At 37.8% G+C, this 21,733-nt stretch carries 16 protein-coding genes; 14 read left to right on the top strand and 2 right to left on the bottom strand.

Annotated features, from left to right (window positions below):
* The 10 genes from Q2T41_RS10740 (at position 1) to Q2T41_RS10695 (ending at position 16,196) form a co-directional block, all read left to right on the top strand.
* Complete coding sequence (locus Q2T41_RS10740) at positions 1-1,881, top strand: RagB/SusD family nutrient uptake outer membrane protein (protein WP_304436084.1); 1,881 nt, start codon at positions 1-3, stop codon at positions 1,879-1,881.
* Positions 1,882-1,949: 68 nt separating this feature from the next.
* The gene (locus tag Q2T41_RS10735; RefSeq protein WP_304436083.1) at positions 1,950-5,291 is read left to right on the top strand and encodes a VCBS repeat-containing protein; all 3,342 of its coding nucleotides are present in this window, start codon (positions 1,950-1,952) and stop codon (positions 5,289-5,291) included.
* A 108-nt stretch (positions 5,292-5,399) separates the two neighbouring features.
* Positions 5,400-6,656: a phosphatase PAP2 family protein gene (locus Q2T41_RS10730; protein ID WP_304436082.1), complete on the top strand. Its 1,257-nt coding sequence runs from the start codon at positions 5,400-5,402 to the stop codon at positions 6,654-6,656.
* 1 nt (position 6,657) lies between these two features.
* Positions 6,658-8,361 (top strand): CRTAC1 family protein, encoded by a 1,704-nt coding sequence (locus tag Q2T41_RS10725; RefSeq protein WP_304436081.1) that lies wholly within the window; start codon positions 6,658-6,660, stop codon positions 8,359-8,361.
* 101 nt (positions 8,362-8,462) lie between these two features.
* Entirely contained in the window at positions 8,463-9,017 is a 555-nt protein-coding gene (locus Q2T41_RS10720; RefSeq protein WP_304436080.1) for an RNA polymerase sigma factor, read from the top strand.
* Positions 9,007-9,435 carry a hypothetical protein gene (locus Q2T41_RS10715; protein WP_304436079.1) on the top strand — a complete coding sequence of 143 codons (429 nt, stop codon included), beginning with the start codon at positions 9,007-9,009 and terminating at the stop codon, positions 9,433-9,435. The genes Q2T41_RS10720 and Q2T41_RS10715 overlap by 11 nt, the downstream gene beginning before the upstream one ends.
* Positions 9,436-9,556: 121 nt before the next feature.
* On the top strand, positions 9,557-10,162 hold the full coding sequence (locus Q2T41_RS10710) for a TetR/AcrR family transcriptional regulator (RefSeq protein WP_304436078.1): 606 nt from the start codon (positions 9,557-9,559) through the stop codon (positions 10,160-10,162).
* The gene (locus Q2T41_RS10705) at positions 10,163-11,503 is read left to right on the top strand and encodes a TolC family protein (protein WP_304436077.1); all 1,341 of its coding nucleotides are present in this window, start codon (positions 10,163-10,165) and stop codon (positions 11,501-11,503) included.
* Between the two features lie 23 nt (positions 11,504-11,526).
* Complete coding sequence (locus Q2T41_RS10700; RefSeq protein WP_304436076.1) at positions 11,527-12,693, top strand: efflux RND transporter periplasmic adaptor subunit; 1,167 nt, start codon at positions 11,527-11,529, stop codon at positions 12,691-12,693.
* A gap of 5 nt (positions 12,694-12,698) precedes the next feature.
* Entirely contained in the window at positions 12,699-16,196 is a 3,498-nt protein-coding gene (locus tag Q2T41_RS10695) for an efflux RND transporter permease subunit (protein WP_304436075.1), read from the top strand.
* A gap of 69 nt (positions 16,197-16,265) precedes the next feature.
* Here the strand turns inward: Q2T41_RS10695 and Q2T41_RS10690 are convergent, their stop codons facing one another.
* Positions 16,266-16,610, bottom strand: a complete 345-nt coding sequence (locus Q2T41_RS10690) for a toxin-antitoxin system YwqK family antitoxin (protein WP_304436074.1) — start codon at positions 16,608-16,610, stop codon at positions 16,266-16,268.
* A 259-nt stretch (positions 16,611-16,869) separates the two neighbouring features.
* Here Q2T41_RS10690 and aspS point away from each other — a divergent pair, with 259 nt between their 5' ends.
* The 4 genes from aspS (at position 16,870) to Q2T41_RS10670 (ending at position 21,162) form a co-directional block, all read left to right on the top strand.
* Positions 16,870-18,624 carry an aspartate--tRNA ligase gene (gene aspS / locus Q2T41_RS10685; protein WP_304436073.1) on the top strand — a complete coding sequence of 585 codons (1,755 nt, stop codon included), beginning with the start codon at positions 16,870-16,872 and terminating at the stop codon, positions 18,622-18,624.
* 192 nt (positions 18,625-18,816) lie between these two features.
* Complete coding sequence (locus Q2T41_RS10680; protein ID WP_304436072.1) at positions 18,817-20,601, top strand: chloride channel protein; 1,785 nt, start codon at positions 18,817-18,819, stop codon at positions 20,599-20,601.
* A 29-nt stretch (positions 20,602-20,630) separates the two neighbouring features.
* Positions 20,631-20,900 carry a hypothetical protein gene (locus tag Q2T41_RS10675; protein WP_367186858.1) on the top strand — a complete coding sequence of 90 codons (270 nt, stop codon included), beginning with the start codon at positions 20,631-20,633 and terminating at the stop codon, positions 20,898-20,900.
* 70 nt (positions 20,901-20,970) lie between these two features.
* The gene (locus Q2T41_RS10670) at positions 20,971-21,162 is read left to right on the top strand and encodes a cold-shock protein (protein WP_089258693.1); all 192 of its coding nucleotides are present in this window, start codon (positions 20,971-20,973) and stop codon (positions 21,160-21,162) included.
* Between the two features lie 66 nt (positions 21,163-21,228).
* Here the strand turns inward: Q2T41_RS10670 and Q2T41_RS10665 are convergent, their stop codons facing one another.
* A complete protein-coding gene (locus Q2T41_RS10665) occupies positions 21,229-21,672 on the bottom strand; it encodes a nucleoside deaminase (protein WP_304436071.1) in 444 nt (147 codons plus the stop codon).
* Positions 21,673-21,733: the final 61 nt, after the last annotated feature.

Raw genomic sequence — 21,733 nt, 5'->3', positions numbered from 1 at the left:
ATGAAGAAAAGGAAATTACTACTCTTAGGTTTATTGACCATTGCGTTGATACCTATATCGTGTAACGAAGACTTTTTGGAAACACAACCTTTAGATTCAATTTCAGCAGATGCCACTTGGGCAGATGGTGCACTTGCTCAAGCTTTTGTTTTTAATGTCTACGCATCCCTTGGCTATGGAGGGTTTGAAGAAGAAGGTTTGGCCTCATTGACAGATGAAGCCATGTTTACGCATTCCGGTAGAGGAATTAATGTAATTACAGAAGGGGCATTATCACCTTCCGGTACCGGTAATGTTAATATTATTCCACAGTGGGACGAATTATATTCAGCCATAAGGAAAGCTAATATTGCTATTCAAGAATTGCCAAATGCCACATTTGACGATCAGGTATTAAAGGACCGTTTACTTGGCGAAGCACATTTTTTAAGAGCTTATTACTACCATCAATTAATGAGATACTACGGTGGTGCTCCCTTAATTGATAGGCCATATGGTCTAGATGAGGATTACTCCATCGCCAGAAGTACATATGCTGAAAATGTCGATTTTGTAGTCGCAGATTTGGATAATGCCATTTCATTATTGGATGGTAAGGAAACTACCCCTGGAAGGGCATCTCAATTAAGTGCAATGGGTCTAAAATCCAGGGTATTGCTATATGCGGCAAGTGACCTAAGAGATGCAACGACTGCTGCACAAAAATCGGCTACAATAGGAAGCTATGCAAATCAAGACTTGATTGCCTATACTTCTGGAGATAGGGAATCAAGATGGATTTTAGCTAAAAATGCGGCAAAGGCAGTTTTGGACAGTGAGGCCAGCGGATATAAATTGGACTTAACTGAACCTGCTTCTGCGGAAGAAGCAACAGAAACCTACATCTCTATTGCTATGGGAGGTGGAAGTGCTGTTGGTGATGCTGCTGCTAGATCTGAACTTTTATTTGAAAGAACGCATTCACCGTTATTTACCCAAGAAAGTAACTGGCCTTTGGGAGGTATTCACCAAGGGATCAACAACGGTCCAAACGGGTACCACAACTGGGCAGGTAATACACCTATTCAACAATTGGTGGATGATTATCAAATGATGGACGGTTCTGAGTTTGACTGGAGCAATCCTGATCATGCCGCCTCACCCTATGAAAACAGGGACCCTAGGTTGGAAGCTACCATTCTATATGATGGCGCCCCATGGAAACCAAGACCTGATGATGTAGCTTCCATTGACCCTTATGATGAAATACAGACCGGTACCTATGACGACGGTAGTGGAGGAATTATTCCTGGTGTGGATATGCGCGATTCTCCAATTGAAAATTGGAACGGAAGTAGAACTGGATATTATGTAAGAAAGTTTATAGATCCAGACCCGTCCTTGGTAGATAATCAGTCCAGTGCACAAGTAGTTCCTTGGCCATTTATTAGATATACCGAAATTGTATTGAACTATGTTGAAGCCTCTATTGCAACCGGTGATGAAGGCGAGGCAAGAAATTGGCTCAACAAAATAAGGTTTAGGGCAGGTATGCCGGCAATTACAGCATCTGGGGACGCTTTATTGGAGGCATATATAAACGAAAGAAGAATAGAATTGGCCTATGAAGAGCATAGATATCATGATGCCAGAAGGTGGATGATAGCCGATCAGACTTTAGGCAGGGGAATCAAGGTTATGAAAGTTTCCGCCAAATTAAAGCCGGGTGCTACGCCAAGAAGCCCTTACCAATACGATCCAGAGGTGTATGACTATACCTATAATGTAGTTGACAACACCGATAATGAAACCAGAATTTGGGATGATAAGATGTATTTCATGCCTTTAAGTAGAGATGAAATTAATCGTAATGAATTATTGATCCAGAACCCTGGCTATTAAGTTAATTTAATTTTGAGTTATTCGAAAAATCTATCCCTTTGTGGGATAGATTTTTTACATTTAAGCAAATGACAAAAAAACAATTTACACTTCTTTCTATTTGTATTATTCTATTGATAGGTTGTAATGAAAGGCCGGAAAAGAACCCTGTTGATGTTGCGGATACCCCTATAAAAAAATCTCACCTTTTTACATTATTGACCCCTGAACAAACGAATATAACATTTGAAAACACCTTGAACGAAGGCTTAAACGCCAATGTACTGGTTTATGAATACTTGTATAATGGTGGCGGAGTGGCGGCAGGAGATTTTAATGGGGATGGTTTAGAGGACCTGTATTTCTCTTCCAACATGGGTAGCAATAAACTATACCTTAACCAAGGTAATCTAAATTTTAAGGATGTAACATCAATAGCCAAAATTAACGGAAGGCCCGGGCCATGGAAAACAGGGGTTTCTTCAGTTGATGTAAACGGTGATGGAAAATTGGATATATACCTTTGTTATTCAGGTGCATTGCCAGATGCAAAAAGACAAAATCAACTTTTTATCAATCAGGGCAATGATGAGAACAATGTTCCTATATTTAAGGACGAAGCTGCTCAATATGGATTGGCAAGTGCTGCATTTAGCAATCAGGGATATTTTTTTGACTATGACAAGGATGGGGATTTAGATATGTTGTTATTAAACCATAATCCAAAATCCTTACCCGTTCTGAATGAGGTAAGTACAAAACAGTTCCTTAAAAAAGATGATCCGCTACAAGGCACCCGACTTTTTGAGCAGAGAAATGGAACCTTTATAGATGTAACCGTTGAAGCCGGTATCAGTGGTTCCGCATTATCATATGGACTAGGTATTGGAATCGGTGACATCAATAATGACGGATGGCAGGACTTCTATATATCAAACGATTATACCGTTCCAGATTACTTGTATATCAACAATAAAAACGGCACGTTTACAGATCAATTAGGAAAACAAATGGGACATACCAGCCATTTCTCGATGGGTAATAATGTCACTGATATTAATAATGACGGTTGGCAAGATGTTTTCACCTTGGACATGTTGCCAGAGGATAACAAAAGACAGAAATTGTTATTGTCCCCGGACAACTATGAAAAATTCGACCTGAATATTAGAAGTGGCTTTCATCATCAGTACATGCGCAACATGCTTCAAGTAAACAATGGCAACAGTACCTTTAGCGAAGTGGGTCAATTATCCGGTATTTCAAATACGGATTGGAGTTGGGCCCCGCTTTTTGCCGACTTCAATAATGATGGTTTCAAAGATCTATATATCACCAATGGGTATTACAGGGACTATACCAATTTGGACTTCATAAATTACATGGAGGATTTTGTACAGACCAAAGGACGTTTACAACGCCAGGATGTTTTGGAACTTATCAAAGAAATGCCTTCTTCCAATTTAACCAATTACTATTACACAAATGTAAACGGTACAGAATTCACCGATCATACCCAAGAACTTGGAATAGATCATCCTGCCAATAGCAATGGCGCCGTTTATAGTGATTTGGACAATGATGGGGATTTGGATTTAGTAGTTAACAATATCAATAAGCCCGCTTTTATTTATAGGAACGATAGCGATGTTACAACCAATAGATATTTAAAGATTAAATTAAAAGGATCCAACAAAAATACCATTGGTATTGGTGCTAAAGTAAGTGTATATGCCAAAAACCAATTACAGGTTTTAGAGCAAATGCCAACGCAAGGCTACCTATCTACAGTTTCGTCTATCCTACATTTTGGCATGGGAGATATTCAAGTAATAGACTCAGTTCAAATAGAGTGGAATTCCGGCATAAAAGAAATACTTACTGCTGTACATACAAACCAAACGGTAGTTATTGAAGAAGTCAATGCCTCTAAAAAAGTCTCAAAAACAGAGAAGCTTAAACCATTGTTCACCAAAGTGCAATCTCCCGTAAACTATGAACATGCATCAACGGGCTTTAATGATTTTAAAAGGCAATCCTTGTTATTGAAGCAATTTTCGCATAAAAGTCCGGTAATCGTTAAAGCCGATATCGATAATAATGGATTGGAAGATATACTAATAGGCGGTGGTATAGGACAAGGCACCTCACTTTATTTACAGACCAAAGCAAACAAATTTTCGCAACGCCCTATAAATGATTTTTTAGAGGAAGCCGACTATTTTGATACCGATATTGCCGTGTTTGACGCTAATGCAGATGGAAATTTGGATGTATATATTGCAAGTGGTGGATATCATGACCTAAAACCAAATGATGTTCGTTTACAGGATAGACTGTACATAGGGGACGGAAAGGGTAATTTTTCCAGGATGAAATCTGCATTACCGACCATGCTGACCAATACGGGCAGTATATCTTTTTCAGATATCAATAAGGATTCCTATACAGACCTGTTCATTGGTGGTGACTATATTCCTGGGAGGTATCCAGAATGTTCTAGAAGTTATGTGCTGATAAACAACGGCAAGGGTGAGTTCATTGACCAAACACAACAGGTACAGCCCTCATTACAGATGCCCGGAGCAATAACCGATGCTAAATGGGCAGATATTGATGGTGATTCTATAGATGACCTTGTTACTGTGGGAAATTGGGCACCAGTACGGATATATGTGAACAAAAATGGGAAGTTGATAGAGGAGACCGGTACTTATTTTAAAAATGAATTAAATGGCCTTTGGACGACATTGGAACTTGCGGATATTAACAAGGATGGCAATATTGATATACTTGCCGGAAACATAGGCGTAAATACCCAATTTAAGGTAAGTTCCGCCACCCCAGCTACACTTTACTATACGGATTTTGATCAAAACGGCTCTATAGACCCCATTTTGAATTTTTATGTTGGTAATACCAGTTATCCCTATATAACAAGGGATGAGCTCTTAGGTCAGCTGGCAGGTTTTAGACAACGCTTTACAAATTATGAGACCTATGCCAATGCAAAACTTACTGATATTTTTAGTGCATCGGAATTAGAAAAAGCTCAAAAATTAACTATTGACCATCAAGAAACGACCTTGTTTTTAAATTTGGGCAAGAAAAACTTAAAACAGGTCATCTTACCACAACAGGCACAATACGCTCCAACATCACAACTAATTGCCAAGGATTTTAATAAGGATGGTCATTTAGATATATTGGTTTTAGGTAATGATGATTTTTATAAATTAAGAATTGGAAAGTTCGATGCCAATTATGGAACCCTACTGTATGGTGATGGCAATGGTAAATTTAAATACGTACCCCAATCAGAATCTGGTCTTAAAATATTGGGCAGTGAACCTAAAGCAATTCTTCTCAATGGCCACTTAATGATTACTACGTATGGTAAGGAATTACAGACCTATACATTTTCAGAATAAAATTTCAATCTTATGGTGACATTTTATATCAAAAAAATAAAATATAGTGTAACATTTCTCTGCATAATTATGCTTTTTAGTGCGTGCAAAAAAAGCGAAGAACGCCCAATGACAGAAAAAGAAATTGCGTTGGAATGGGCAAATATGACATTATTTATTACAAGGTATACCCCCTCTAACTCCCCCACTTTTGCTTCACGTGCATTTGGATATGTTGGTCTTACCATGTATGAATCCATAGTACCGGGCTTTGGACAATATAATAGCCTAAGCGGACAATTAAGCGGTTTTGATTCCATTCCCCAAATAGATACTGAAAAAGAATATCATTGGCCATTATCGTTAAATGCGGGACAGTCAGAAATTTTAAAAAAAATATATGTTCAAACTTCTGAAGAGAACATTCAAAAAATAGATTCGCTGGAAAAAGTGGTTTATGACCAATATAAAAACCAAATAGACCCAGAAACGAGGCAACGATCTGAAGCATATGGCAAGGCAGTGGCCCAATCAATTTTTGAATGGTCCAAAAACGACGGTGGCCATAGGGGGTATCTAGCTAACTTTGATAAAACTTTGATACATCCTGATCGTCCCGGGGCCTGGAAACCACCGTTGTTCGCACAATCCTTCAGCCACCATCCTTTACATCCGCATTGGGGCAAGAACAGAACCTTTGCAGTATCTAACAAAATGGTAGAGGACCCAACAATAATACCCTATGATACTACGGTGGGTTCTCCATATTACAAACAATTTGAGGGCGTATATCTCAAAGATCTACAGTTGACCAAAAAAGAAAAAGAAGCCGCAATTTGGTGGGGAGACGATCCAGATGTAAGTTTCACCCCGCCGGGCCATTCCTATTATTTTGCCGTTTTGGCTGTAGAAGGTCATAATAGTACAATGATAGAAAGTGCAAAAGTATTTGCCCAAATGGGTATGGCAGTGGCAGATGCATTTATTAACTGTTGGAAATGGAAATATCAGTTTTTTACCGAAAGGCCAAATACCTTTATACCAAAATATATTGACGAAGAATGGGAGTCTTTCTGGCCAGATCCACCCTTTCCTTCATTCCCTTCTGGCCATGCTATTCAAGCGGCAGCGGCGGCAACGGTACTTGAATCTAATTTTGGTCCCAAATTCACCTTTACGGACAGGGCACATGAAGGACGTGAAAGGGATGAATTAAAGGATACCGATTTTGTAAGCAGAACTTTTGACTCATTTTGGGATGCCGCGCTAGAAACGGCAGACTCTAGATTTTACGGGGGTATACACACAAAACAAGATAATGATGTAGGCTTGGAAAAAGGTGTCGTTATAGCCAAAAACATCACGGCACTAGAATGGAAAAAATAAAATGAAAAATATATCACTCTTTCAAAACTCGGCTATATTCCTGTTGTTTCTCCTTGTTAAAATGGACGCTTTGGCCCAACAAGAATTTACGGATGTTACGGTATCTGCAGGTATAGACCACCAATATGAAGTATATGAAGGTACATTTGGTGGCGGAGCAACCGTTTTTGATTTTGATAATGATGGCTTCGAAGATTTATATATAACCGGGGGTATGGTATCGGATAGATTATATCATAATAAAGGCGACGGTACATTTACAGATGTATTTACAGGTTCCGGTCTAGAACTCACCAACCAATTTGTTACACAAGGAGTAGTTAGTGCAGATGTTGATCGTGATGGGTTTAGAGATATCTTCATTACTACCATTACTACTACAGACGGCAAAAACATTATTCCGAGGGCAAAAAATCTATTATTTCTGAATAATGGTAACGGAACGTTCAGGGATGTTACCACAGATTTTGGCCTAGAGGATTTCAACTCCTTTAGCACAGGCCCAAGTTTTGGGGACATAGATGCAGATGGGTACCCAGATTTGTTCGTAGGCAACTATTTTCAAGAATTTACCGGAAAACTGGGCATTATAAAAGACGCTACTATAGTTAGCGCCAACCAAACCGCCAAAAGCTATTTATTAAAGAATGTCAAAGGCAAGGAATACAAAAATGTATATGAAAAATATGGTCTAGGGCATAAAGGATTTGGTTTTGGTGGGGTTTTCACGGATTTTGATAATGACCAAGACCAGGATTTGTTGGTCAACCAAGATTTTGGATATAAAGCGGTACCAAATTTTTTGTACAAAAACGAGTATCCGGATAATCTGTTTGAAGATGCCAGTAAGGAAACCGGTATGGACCTAAAAATTAATGCAATGGGTTCCGCTGTTGGGGATTTCAACAATGATGGTTGGATGGACTATTACATTACCAATATTAAATTCAATTGGTTAATGGAAAACCAAGGCCGCGACCGGCCGTTTATAGATCGGGCAAAAGAATTGGGCACGTACAACCTTGCAATAAGTTGGGGAGCTAATTTTGCGGATTTTGACCATGATGGGGATGTAGACCTTTTTGTATCCAATGGCGATTTAAATCCAAACTGTACCCCAATGGGAAATTTCTATTTTGAAAACAAGGACAGCTCCTTTACGGAAAATGGCAGGGAATACGGTATAAACGATTATGGCATAGGTAGAGGTTCCATAATTTTTGATATGGATAATGATGGCGATATGGATTTATTGGTGGTAAATCAAAAACCAATTTTAAACTATCCTATTCCGTCAAAAACAAAATTATTTAGGAATGATATTAAAAAAGGCAATTGGTTAAAAGTAGCCTTAAAAGGGATTGCATCTGAAACGAATGGCATAGGGTCTCGTGTAACCGTTATTACTAATGGCAAGAAACAAATTAGGGAGATTGATGGTGGCGGATCTAGCCATTTATCACAAAATTCGGTCATTGCCCATTTTGGAATAGGCTTACAAACACAAATTGATAGTGTAATTGTTAACTGGACCGGTGGAAACTCCCAAGTGGTAACACAAATAGCGGCCAACCAATTATTGGAAATAATAGAAACCCCTGCTCCAAAGGAAAAAAGAATTTCCAAATGGTATATAAGTGCCGCTTTGGCAATAGTCCTTTTGATATTTTTTATACTTTACAAAAGGAGGTTTACTACTAAATGAAAACCCCTAAAACTTTAAGCATTTAAAAATAATCCCCTAAAAATGCAATAGCCTCCAAAAAATTCGTCTTTATATATGAAGACCACTTGTAAAACCATTGGATGGCATCCAACCAAGAAAATAATAACGACCTGAACAGTTTCTTTGAAGAAGAATATGGCTCCCTTAAACGCTATATTCAGTCTAAAATTAAACAAACCTCAGAGAGTGATGCAGAGGACATCATTCAGGAAGTAGCGTTGCGTATTTTTTCAAGACCCTTAGATGCACTACCCATAAACAATATTGGTGGTTTTGTATACGGTGCCATTAGATACAAAATTACTGACATACTCCGTAGCAAAAAAAGACGTGTTGACCACCAAGAAGAGATAGAACAACTTTGGACAGATTTTACGGTCAAATTTTATGATGGATCATCATCTACGTACCCTGAACAAATTAGGCAAAAGCTCAAGATTGCAATTGCCAATCTAAAACCAATGTACCGTGATATAATTATTGCTGTTGATTTTGAAGGCTATACCTATAGGGAGATTTCAAGGGAAACAGGCATTTCATCTGGTACTTTAATGTCGCGAAGGCACCGGGCTTTATCAATTTTATTAAAAGACATGGAAATTCAAGAACTTAAAAAACTCACTTATGAAAACTAAAACAAATAAAAACATGGAAAAGACCGTAAAATTTTATGTTTATAAGACCTTTAAAATTTTCTTTTACATTTTATTGGGTATAGGCATTACCTTTTTGGTAGGTTATATTTTTATGCGCCTATGGAATTGGCTCATGCCTTATTTATTTGGCTTACCTGAAGTAGATTATTGGATGGCTTTGGGCATACTGTTGTTATCCAAAATAATTTTTGGATTTGGTGGCGGCAATGGATCTGGTAATTCCAAAAAGAAAAAAAAGAAAGAAGTATTCAAGAAAGATTCCTGTTCCAATATGAAATGGGATTTTTCCCAATGGAAACATTATGATGACTTTTGGGAAGAAGAAGGAGAACAATCCTATAAAAATTATATTGAGAAAAAACGTGCAGAAGCGGCGCATAACCCTACAAAACCTTAAGGACATAAATTTTATCTACTTATTCAAAATTGTAATTAGATGAAAATCAATATTAAATAAATGTAAAACTTTGGAAACTTTTATTGTTTTTAAAGTTTCCTATTGTACATTTGCAGCCCTTATGAAAGATAAAATTAGAGATACTGCAACACAACTTTTCTTAGAACGTGGTTTTAAGAGCATTACAATGGATGACATTGCCAATGAAATTGGCATGTCCAAAAAGACCATTTATAATGAGTATACCAATAAGACAGAATTGGTGCAGGATTGCATGCTTAACAAATTCAATGAATTAAGTGCTGGAATAGACATCATCATTGCCATGGACAAAAATGCCATTGAAGAACTATATGAGATTAAGAAGTTTGTTATGGCTCATTTAAATGATGAAAAGGCATCGCCACAGTTTCAACTAATGAAATATTACCCTAAAATTTATAAGAATTTAAGGCTCATGCAATTTGACAAAATGCAGGCTTGCGTTCTATCCAATGTGGAAAGAGGGTTGGAACAAGAGCTTTATAGGCCAAATTTAAATGCAGAGTTTGTTTCTAGGATATATTATTCTGGTATGAACAGTATTAAAGATCAAAATCTGTTCCCCTTACAACAATTTCCTATTGGGCAATTAATGGATTCATTTTTAGAGTATCATTTACGTGGTATTGTAACACCTAAGGGTAAAAAAATATTAAACAAAATCATCAATTCAAATCAAGAATAAATGCGAAACCAACTAATGATTATTATTGCAGTCCTCTACTTAAATTTTGGATATGCACAGGAACAAACATATAGTTATACACTAGAGGAAGCTGTGCAGTTTGCCCTGGAGAACAATTACGCGGCAATTAATGCGGAAAGGGATATTATAGATGCCCAGAAACAAAAATGGGAAACTATCGCAAGCGGTTTACCTCAAATTAACGGCGCCGTAAGTTATCAAAACCAATTAAAGCAACCTGTTTCCCTGTTGCCTGCAGAATTGGCGGGGGGTGAGGCAGGTACGTTTATTCCGGTTATATTTTCACAGCCCCAATCCGCCACCGCTACCGCAACATTGACCCAACAAATTTTTGATGGTTCTTATATTGTTGGCGTACAGGCTACGAAAGCGTTTTTGAGCTATAGTGCCAATAATAAGGAGAAGACCGCTCTGGATGTTAGGAAGCAAGTAGTAGAGGCTTATGGAAATGTGCTTTTGGCAGAGGAAAGTGTGGATATTTTGGAAAAGAACAAAGCTACGCTTGAAAAAAACCTATACGAGACTTCCAAACTATATGAAAATGGCCTTGGGGATGAAGAAAGTGTAGATCAACTTCAGATTACCCTTTCGTCTATTGAAAACCAACTGCAAAACGCTTTACGGCTTAAGGAAATTACCCTACAGATGTTGAATTTGAGCATGGGCTTAGATTTGGATATACCAACAAAACTTAAGGAAAACCTAGAGGACCTTACCATTTCTAAAATAGATTTGGGCATTGTGGGCTCAGATTTTAATATCAATGATAATGTAGACTATAAATTAGCGGAAAATGTAAACCAGCAACGCTATTATGAATGGAAATTGGCCAGAAGCAGGGCGTTGCCTACGTTGAACGCATTTGTAAATTATGGTTCATCTGCATATTCTGATAATTTTGATTTTTTAAGCAACGATCAGCAATGGTTTGATTCTTCTATATTGGGCTTTGACCTAAGCATTCCTATTTTCAGTTCGTTTAAACGTAGTGCATCTACCCAAAGAGCAAAAATAGCCTTGGAAAAAGCAAAGACCCAGTTGACCGAGGCAGAACAACAGATCCGCTTACAATTGGAAAATGCCAAAAATAGTTATACGCTGGCCATTTCCAACTATGAAACGGCCAAGCAGAATTTAGAACTATCTGAACGTATAGAACAAAAAAACCAGATAAAATATAAAGAGGGACTTGCTACCAGCTTTGAACTTAGACAAGCGCAAACACAATTATATACTACGCAGCAAGAATATTTACAGTCCATGGTAGAAGTGGTCAACAAAAAGACCGAATTAGAAATTATACTAAATAAAAAAGCCTAATAATCAATCAATAAATAGATATCATGAAAAAAATTATAGCATTGTTCCTAACATCGGTTGGTCTAGTTTCCTGTGGTGGTGGAGACCAAACGGTAGATGAAATCATAGCCCAAGGAGACCTTGAGGCCATACGCGCAAAAAAAACCGAAATTACATCACAACAAAAATTAATTGAATCTCAAATCAAGACTTTGGATTCCGTTATCGGCATATTGGGCAATGAAGAAAAATTACCTTTGGTAAACACATTAACGGCCAAGAACGAGGTATTTAACCATTATTTGGAATTACAAGGGGATGTAAGTACCAAGCAGAATGTACTTATCTATCCTGAAATGTCCGGAACGTTACAAAAAGTATATGTACAAGAAGGGGACCGTGTATCTAAAGGGCAGCTATTGGCTACCATAGATGATGGGGGCATGTCCAATCAACTGAACCAATTAAAGGCACAAGCAGAATTGGCAAAAACTACTTTTGAACGTCAAGAGCGTTTATGGGAACAAAATATAGGGTCAGAAATACAGTATTTACAGGCCAAGACCAATTATGAAGCTGCTGAAAATATGGTTTCACAAACACAAAGTCAATTGGGCAAGTCAAGTATAAGGGCACCTTTTTCAGGAATTATTGATAATGTGATCAAGGACCAAGGAACGGTAGTTTCACCGGGCCCTGGATCTGAAGTATTCCGTCTCGTTAATTTATCGGATATGTATATTGAAGTTGAGGTACCAGAAACGTATTTAGGTGCGGTTTCCAAAGGAAAGGAAGCGTTGGTATATTTTCCCGTATTGGGCGACAGTGTCATTGCAAAGATTAGGGAGACAGGTAATTTTATCAATCCTGCAAACCGATCGTTCAAGGCAGAGATTCCAGTGGCCAATAAGGAAGGTAAAATAAAGCCAAATTTAACGGCAAAGGTTAGTTTAAACGATTATACCAGTGAAAGTGCAATTCTAATACCAACCAGTATAATCTCTGAAAATGCAGAAGGTGAGCAATATGTTTTTGTAGCGGAAGAGCCTAATGAGAATGGGGAATCTATCGTAAAAAGAACAATCATTGAAACAGGAAAAACCCAAGGTGCAAATATTGAGGTTCTGTCAGGTTTGGACAATGGTGACGAAATTGTAAAGGAAGGTGCAAGAAGCGTAAAGGACGGACAAAAAGTTAAAATTCAAAAATAAGGTCAATGAGCAAAGTACAAAAAAACGCTGATAAGGAATTCAGCCTATCGTCTTGGGCCATTGATAACCCATCGGTCATTTATGTAATGATCGGTATATTTCTTTGGTTAGGGTTTAGTGCCTATATGGATATGCCTAGGGAAGATTTTCCGGAAATTGTAGAAACTAAAATTTACATAAGTACACCATACCCCGGGAATACCGCAGAGGATATTGAAAAATTGATAACAGACCCGTTGGAAGACCGGTTAAAAAACATCAGTAATGTCGTAGAGATTGTCTCAACCTCACAAGAGGATTATGCAATTTTAACCGTAGAGTTTGATGAAGAAATTACGGTAGAACAGGCCAAACAGAAAGTTAAGGATGAAGTAGATAGTGAAAAGGCCAGTGAGGATTGGCCTACGTTCAATGGGGCAAAAGTAGAGCCAAATGTATTTGACCTTAACTTTTCTGAAGAAGTCCCTATTATGAACATCAATTTTACCGGGGATTATCCAGTTGAAAAACTAAAGGAGTTTGCCGAGTATCTGCAGGATGAAATAGAAGATCTTCCAGAAATAAAACAAGCGGATATTAGAGGTGCCCAGGACCTAGAGGTAGAGGTAGCCGTTGACATCTATAAAATGATGGCGGCCAAAATAAGTTTTCAGGATGTCATCAATGCCATTAGCAATGGTAATATGACCTTGTCCGCAGGAAATTTAAAAACATCAGGACAACGCCGTACCATAAGAATATTAGGGGAAATAGAAGACCCCAAGGAGCTGGATAATTTTGTGGTAAAATCTGAAAATGGTGCTGTTTATCTAAAGGACATTGCACAAGTAAATTTCAAGGCCAAGGACAAGACTACCTATGCTCGTGAATACGGCAGTGATGTCGTCATGCTCGATGTAAAGAAGCGGGCCGGTAGAAATGCTATTTCTGCAGCGGACAAGATCAAGGAATTGGTAAAAAAGGAAAAAGAGAATTATTTCCCGCCAGACTTGAACATCTCTATTGCCAATGATTCGTCTACACGAACATTAAACCAAGTAGATGATCTTGTAAACAATATCATATTTGGGATAATTCTGGTAGTTACCGTGTTAATGTTCTTTTTAGGGTTTAGAAATGCATTGTTCGTAGGTTTTGCTATTCCTATGTCCATGTTCATGTCATTCGTAATTCTTTCTTGGTTAGGATATACGTTAAATACAATGATTCTATTTGGAATGATCATGGGGCTTGGAATGTTGGTAGATAATGGTATTGTGGTTGTCGAGAACGTGTATCGTTTAATGGACGAAGGAATGTCACGTGTAGAGGCCGCAAAAAAAGGAATTGGCGAAATTGCCTTTCCTATTATAATTTCTACCGCTACTACTGTAGCAGCGTTTGTTCCATTGGGCTTATGGCCAGGGATATTTGGTCAATTTATGATTTATTTCCCCATTACGCTTTCCGTAGTACTAGGTTCATCCTTGTTTGTTGCCATTTTCATGAACTCCATGCTCGTTTCGCAGTTTATGAGTACAGATGAAAAGGAACTAACTTTAAAACAACTTATTCGGATAAGTGTTATACTAGGTGTGCTAGGTACCCTCATCTTACTATTTGGTGGGGCCATGCGAGGCTTGGGAAGCGTTTTGATTTTGACCGGTATTATGTTCTGGGCCTATAAATATGTTATTAAAGGTAGTGCTCAGAATTTTCAGAAAAAGACGATGGCACGTTTTGAAAACTGGTACGAACGCCGCTTAATGCATGCCTTACGTGGTGGTAACGTGTATTGGTATTTTGGACTTACCTTTATTGCATTAATTGCCGTTTTCATGTTGTTTAGTATGTCCGTAGGAAGCGGGCGGACCAAAATTGAATTCTTTCCGGATAACAAACCCAATGAAATTTATGTCTATGTAGAATATCCAGAAGGTACATCCATAGAAAAGACCAATGAAATCACCAAAGAAGTGGAAAATCAAGTCTATGCCATAATGGATGACCCTAAATACAAGAAGAACGGGGAGAATTTCATGATGGCCTCTGCGGTATCGGTCGTTGGTGAAGGTGCCGGTAACCCGTTAACCGATGGTGGTTCTTCGGCGGAAATGCCCCATAAAGGAAAAGTTACGGTTAACTTTAGTGAATACAAATATAGGGAGGGCCTGAACACTGAAGATATAAGAGCTCGTGTTCAAAATGCATTACAGGGTATATACCCCGGGGTCGCCATATCCGTAGAGAAAGATGCCAATGGTCCGCCAGCAGGTTTTCCGATCAATATTGAGTTAGAGGGTAAGGATTATGATGAATTGATCAATACAGCGGAAGACATTAAGAATTACATCAATACCAAAAATATTGCGGGTATTGAAGAACTAAAGATTGATGTCAATAAGGGAAAACCCTCCATGCAGGTTATCGTTGATCGTGAAAAAGCAGGTGAGTTGGGCGTTGCAGTAGGTCAGGTAGGTAGTCAGTTAAGGCGATCCATATTTGGTGAAAAGGCCGGTGTTTATAAGGAAGATGGTGAGGATTATGATATAAACGTTAGGTTTAATGAAGATTTGCGGTATAATAAAAGTGCTCTTTTCAATCAAAATATCATTTTTAGAGATCCTGCAAACGGGCAAATCAAGGAAATTCCAATTTCTGCGGTAGCATCTGAAAAAAATACATCGGGCTTTAGTGCTATAAAACACAGGGATGGTAAAAGAGTTGTAACTATATATTCTGGATTGAAACCAGGCTTTACAGATGCCGGTGCAATTGTTACGGAAATACAGCGGGAAATGGAAAGTTTTGATGGTACTCCGCCAACCGTTAAAATAGATTACACCGGTCAACTAGAAGAACAAGCGAAACAACAAGCCTTCTTAGTAGGTGCTTTTTTCTCTGGTCTAGGATTGATTATGTTGATATTGATATTCCAATTTGGTGGTATTTCCAAACCTTTGATCATTATGATTGCCATTTTTCTAAGTTTTATTGGTGTATTTGGCGGATTAATGTTGACAGGATGGTCATTTGTGATCATGATGACCATGATGGGAATTATTTCACTTGCCGGTATTGTGGTAAACAATGGGGTGGTATTGTTAGACTATACCCAAATATTGGTAGACCGTAAAAAAGTACGATTAGGAATGGATGATAGTGACCTATTGTCCATGGATGATGCCACCGATGCCATGATCGTAGGTGGTAAGGCAAGGTTAAGACCGGTTATCTTAACGGCAATAACAACCGTTTTAGGATTAATTCCACTGGCAATTGGCCTTAACATTGATTTCTTCGCATTATTCTCTGAGTTTAATCCGCATATTTACATTGGTGGGGACAATGTTATATTTTGGGGACCTTTGGCATGGACGGTAATTTTTGGATTGCTCGTAGCCACGTTCTTAACACTTATTATAGTTCCTGTTTTGTTTAATATCGTTTACAGGATCAAGATAAAATTGAGAGGTTTAGGAACTAAGCAAGAACGTCAAGAAAATTTAGGTAACGCTGTTTAACCAAACTTCCATTTAACAAAAAAGGCCCGTATCAATGATACGGGCCTTTTTTTTTATCCTGAATTAAAATTAATTAATTACCACAGGATCTTTTTTGCTAGCTTTAGAAACACTTGCAATTCTATTGTTATCAAAATTAACTTCACTTCTTACATCACCTTCCCAAAACAACCACTTACCGGTTCTAACACCGCTATCATAGTTACCCATGGCTATCTTCTCTCCCTTTTCATTGAACATTTTCCATTGCCCATCTAGCTTTTCATTTACAAAATAACCTTCTTGGGATTTCTCTCCATTAGCATGAAAATATGTTGCTTTCACTTTATCTCCTTCTTTTTCAAAAACTGGATCAATTTGAGCGTATGCTCCAAACGACAATGCCATTACGGCAATAATTAGTATCTTTTTCATAATTATATATTTTTTTTGATTACTGATTTCTTGTATGATAACGGTATAAAGATACAATTATTTTGCAATTAATCAATGTTTAGGTAACTTTTACATAACATTAAATTAACATTGAAAATATAACATACTGTTTATCAATAGTTAATGTATTTTATTTTAACACATTGTCCGTGGCTTTCAATTATGAAAACCCGTTTGCAAATAATGATCTATAATGAAATAGACTTCTTAAATTTGCCCATTCATTAAAGCACATATTATGTATAGAAGCCATTCTTGCGGGGAGTTAAGAAATTCACACATTGGTACAACAGTTACCCTATCTGGTTGGGTTTCCAAAACAAGGGACAAAGGTTTTGTTGTATGGATAGATTTACGTGACCGTTACGGTATAACGCAACTTGTGCTCGATGAAGACCGTACCTCAAAAGAATTATTAGAGCAGGCAAGAAATTTAGGCAGAGAGTTTGTCATACAAATAAAGGGTGAGGTTATAGAAAGAGCTTCAAAAAACGCTAACATTCCAACAGGAGATATTGAGGTTTTGGTTTCTGAATTGACCATTTTAAACGAATCTAAGACTCCGCCGTTCACTATAGAAAACGAAACCGATGGTGGCGAAGACCTTCGTATGAAATACAGGTATTTGGATATCCGCAGAAATCCGGTGAAGAACAACCTTATTTTTAGAAGTAAGGTAACCATGGAAGTTCGTAAATTTTTATCTGGTGAAGGCTTTATAGAAGTGGAAACTCCGTATTTAATAAAATCTACCCCAGAAGGAGCAAGGGATTTTGTAGTACCTAGCCGTATGAACGAAGGTCAATTTTATGCCTTGCCACAATCGCCACAAACCTTTAAACAATTATTGATGGTTGGTGGCATGGATAAATATTTTCAGATCGTAAAATGCTTTAGGGACGAGGACCTGCGTGCCGATAGACAGCCAGAATTTACACAGATAGATTGTGAAATGGCTTTTGTAGAACAGGAGGATATTCTCAATGTATTCGAGAATTTGACCAAATACCTTTTAAAAGAAGTGAATGGTGTTGAAATTGAGTCGTTCCCAAGAATGACCTATGATGAAGCCATGTCTAAATATGGTAATGATAAGCCAGATATTCGTTTTGGAATGGAGTTCGGCGAATTAAACGCTGTAGCACAACATAAAGAATTCGGCGTGTTCAATTCCGCTGAATTAGTTGTGGGTATTGCAGTACCAGGTGCAGCATCTTACACTAGAAAAGAATTAGATGCCTTGGTAAATTGGGTGAAACGCCCACAAGTTGGTGCCAATGGAATGGTGTACGTAAAATTTAACGAAGACGGCAGTTTTAAATCTACCGTTGATAAATTATACGATCAGGACGATTTGGTAAAATGGGCAGAGATAACCGGTGCTAAACCAGGTGACCTTATTTGCGTTCTTTCTGGTGACGCCAATAAAACAAGAACACAGTTAAGTGCCCTACGTATGGAAATGGCTACCAGATTAGGGTTGAGAAAGCCAAATGAGTTTGCGCCATTATGGGTAGTTGATTTTCCATTATTGGAACTTGATGAAGAAACAGGTCACTACCACGCCATGCACCACCCGTTTACATCACCTAAACCAGGTCAATTAGAATTATTGGATACTGATCCAGGTGCTGTACGTGCCAACGCATATGATTTGGTATTGAACGGTAACGAAATAGGCGGCGGTTCTATTCGTATTCATGATAAAGAAACACAAGCAACCATGTTTAAGCACTTAGGTTTTACACCTGAAGAAGCAAAGGCTCAATTTGGGTTTTTAATGGATGCCTTCCAATATGGTGCCCCACCACATGGCGGATTGGCATTTGGTCTAGATAGACTTGTAGCTATTTTAGGCGGACAAGAAACCATACGTGACTTCATTGCTTTCCCTAAAAACAATAGTGGCAGGGATGTCATGATCGATGCGCCTGCAGCAATTGACAACGAACAACTGAAAGAATTGAATTTGAAGTTAGATATTCAAGAATAATCTATTTTCATTAACTATTTATGAAAAACCTGCCTCTGAGCAGGTTTTTTTGTTTTAGAAGCATATTATTTGATTCCAGAGGGTAAAGCACTACCTATACCTAACCTACCAATCAGATTTAGAAGAAATCAAAAACAAAATCATAGCAACTAATTAAATACCTTTGGAGACCATAATCGATTTGGTTTAAGAATGCCCATCCAAAAAAACAAACTTTTAAAACGTATATATAAATGGAGGTATAAACATATCTCACAGAAAACATTTATATATATTCTAAGTGTTGTAGTTGGCCTGTTAGCAGGTTTAGCATCGGTTACCCTAAAAAACATCACCTATTTTATTGAAGCATCCCTTGAAAAAGGAATCATTTTTTCCAGTAACCAATTGTATTTCATATTACCTATTATTGGACTCACATTGGTATATCTATATGTTAAATATGTGCACAAGGAAAAATTGAATCACGCCGTATCCTCCATTCTTTTTTCTTTGTCCAAAAACAAAGGACTTATAGATGTAAAGCAGGTCTACACCCAACTTATAATAGCCCCTCTTACCGTTGGTTTTGGTGGTTCGGTGGGTTTGTTGGGGCCAGCCGTGGCAACCGGTGCCGCTATAAGCTCCAATCTTGGGCGATTGTTTCATATCAACTCTAAGACAAGGTCCTTACTAATTGCCTGTGCATCTGCAGGTGCCATTTCATCTATTTTTCAATCGCCCATTGCGGCCATCATCTTTGCAGTAGAAGTATTTAGTCTTGATCTTACCATGATATCCATGCTACCACTATTATTGGCATCTATAAGTGGTGTGCTTACCTCCTATTTTTTTATGGGAAATGAGGTATTGTTCAATTTTACGATCACAGAACCTTTTGAAGTAAAGGATACCCTGTTCTACATTCTATTAGGAGTTGGTACTGCCGTAGCTTCTATATACTTTACCAAAATGTACTTTGGAATCATTAATTTGTTTAAACCCTTAAAAAGTCCAAAATACCGGCTTTTGGTAGGTGGTCTAACCATTGGTGTAATGCTTTATATGATACCGCCTTTATATGGTGAAGGTTTTGTTTTTATAAACAACTTACTAATTGGTGATCATATACAGGCTTTGGGTAAAACGCCTTTTGACAATTATATAGATAATATTTGGGTCGTAATAGCCTTGCTTTTTGGCATTACCATTTTTAAAGCCGTAGCCATGACCACTACACTAGCGGCCGGTGGGGCCGGTGGTATTTTCATTCCCACCATGGTCATGGGTAGCGCTTTAGGAAATGTAGTAGCTAAACTGATCAACAATTCAGGTTTGGGATTTACCGTTTCCGAAAGTAATTTTACCTTGATAGGTATGGCAGGATTAATTGCCGGGGTACAACATGCTCCACTGACCGCAATTTTCCTAATTGCCGAAATTACAGGTGGCTATGCCCTATTTGTGCCTTTAATGATTACTGCGGCCATCTCTTATATTATTACTAAAAACGCAGTAGATTATACAATATATACAAGGGAATTGGCAGAAAGCGGGGAATTATTGACACATAATAAAGATCAGGCGGTCCTTACGCTAATGGATCTGGATACGGTAATAGAAACCAATTTTAAACATGTATATCCAGAAATGACCTTGGGCCAAATGTTGCACGATTCCGTTGCAAAATCTACAAGGAATATTTTTCCGGTAATAGATGCCAATCACAAATTCCTTGGTATTATTTTGTTGGATGATATACGGGAGTTTATGTTTGACACTAAACTGTATACTACCATCAAGGTTGAAACATTTACTCATAAAGCTCCGGACCAAATAAATTATGGTAAGGATAGTATGCAAACGGTAATGCAGAAATTTCAGGATACCGGTGCATGGAACCTTCCTGTAGTCAATAACGGAATATATATGGGTTTTGTATCCAAATCTAAATTATTGACAGCCTACAGAAGGGAACTTATTAAGTTTACCAAGTAAGAAATGATAAATAGAAAATTATACCATTAATGATGAAATATATTATAACCGCCGTTGTACTCCTATCCATAGGCCTTATAATTTATGGCTTTAACCTTGAGCCTGAACATGCAGATTTGGCGAACAAATATATTGGGTCCGGAACACTAGTGCTTTTTTTGATTGCCATGCCCTTATTTTTAATTAAAGAAAGTAAAGGCAAAAAATTTAAGGATTATATGCTGACCGATGAAAATGTGCGTAAAATGCAAGGAAAAAAACCTAGAAACACTGATAATCAAGACTCTCCAAAAAAATAATTTTCTTATTTTTTGCTATTCAATTTAAAAAACACTTAAATTAGAGTGTAAATTTCAAAATTGCATTCGTATGACTGGTACTGTAAAATTTTATAATGTTTCTAAAGGATATGGCTTCATAACCAATGATGAAACCGGCAAAGATATTTTTGTTCATGCTACAGCATTGAACGGAACTGAACTTAAGGAAGGAGATAAAGTCAGTTATGAGGAAGAAGAAGGAAGAAAAGGTATTGTCGCAGGCCAAGTTCAAGTACAATAAACATATTCTTTTATACTTAAAAAATGAACAAACCATGTTTTACATGGTTTTTTTTATGGCAAAATGTTACTTTCTTTTTCCGGCAAAGAACCGCTGTAATAACAACGCCGCCTCTTGTTCCATTATACCGCCCTCAATGCTCGTTTTAGGGTGCAGGGTCGTTCCCATGGCCCCACAACCCCGTTGAAGATCTTTGGCAGCATATACAATCCTTCCTATCTGACTCCAATACAAGGCACCCGCGCACATCTGACAAGGTTCCAATGTAACGTACAATGTACAGTCCTTTAAATATTTGCCTCCTAGGAAATTTGCCGCAGAAGTAATTGCCTGCATTTCCGCATGTGCTGTTACATCGTTCAATTTTTCGGTAAGGTTATGGGATCTTGCAATGATTCTATCTTGTATAACGATGACGGCTCCTACGGGTATTTCCCCGGCATCAAAAGCATAAGTTGCCTCTTGCAACGCTTTTTTCATAAAGTAACAATCATCTAACGGTAAAACCATACCAGCAAAAATACAACAGTTTCATTTTTATTAAAGTATTTTTGTAGGTTCATTAGGACCA

Origin of the sequence: Maribacter confluentis, from assembly GCF_030505015.1 — a bacterium.
Classification (GTDB): Bacteria; Bacteroidota; Bacteroidia; order Flavobacteriales; family Flavobacteriaceae; genus Maribacter; species Maribacter sedimenticola.
Note: the sequence above shows the minus strand (reverse complement) of the source record. Positions and strands in the feature narration are given on the sequence as shown.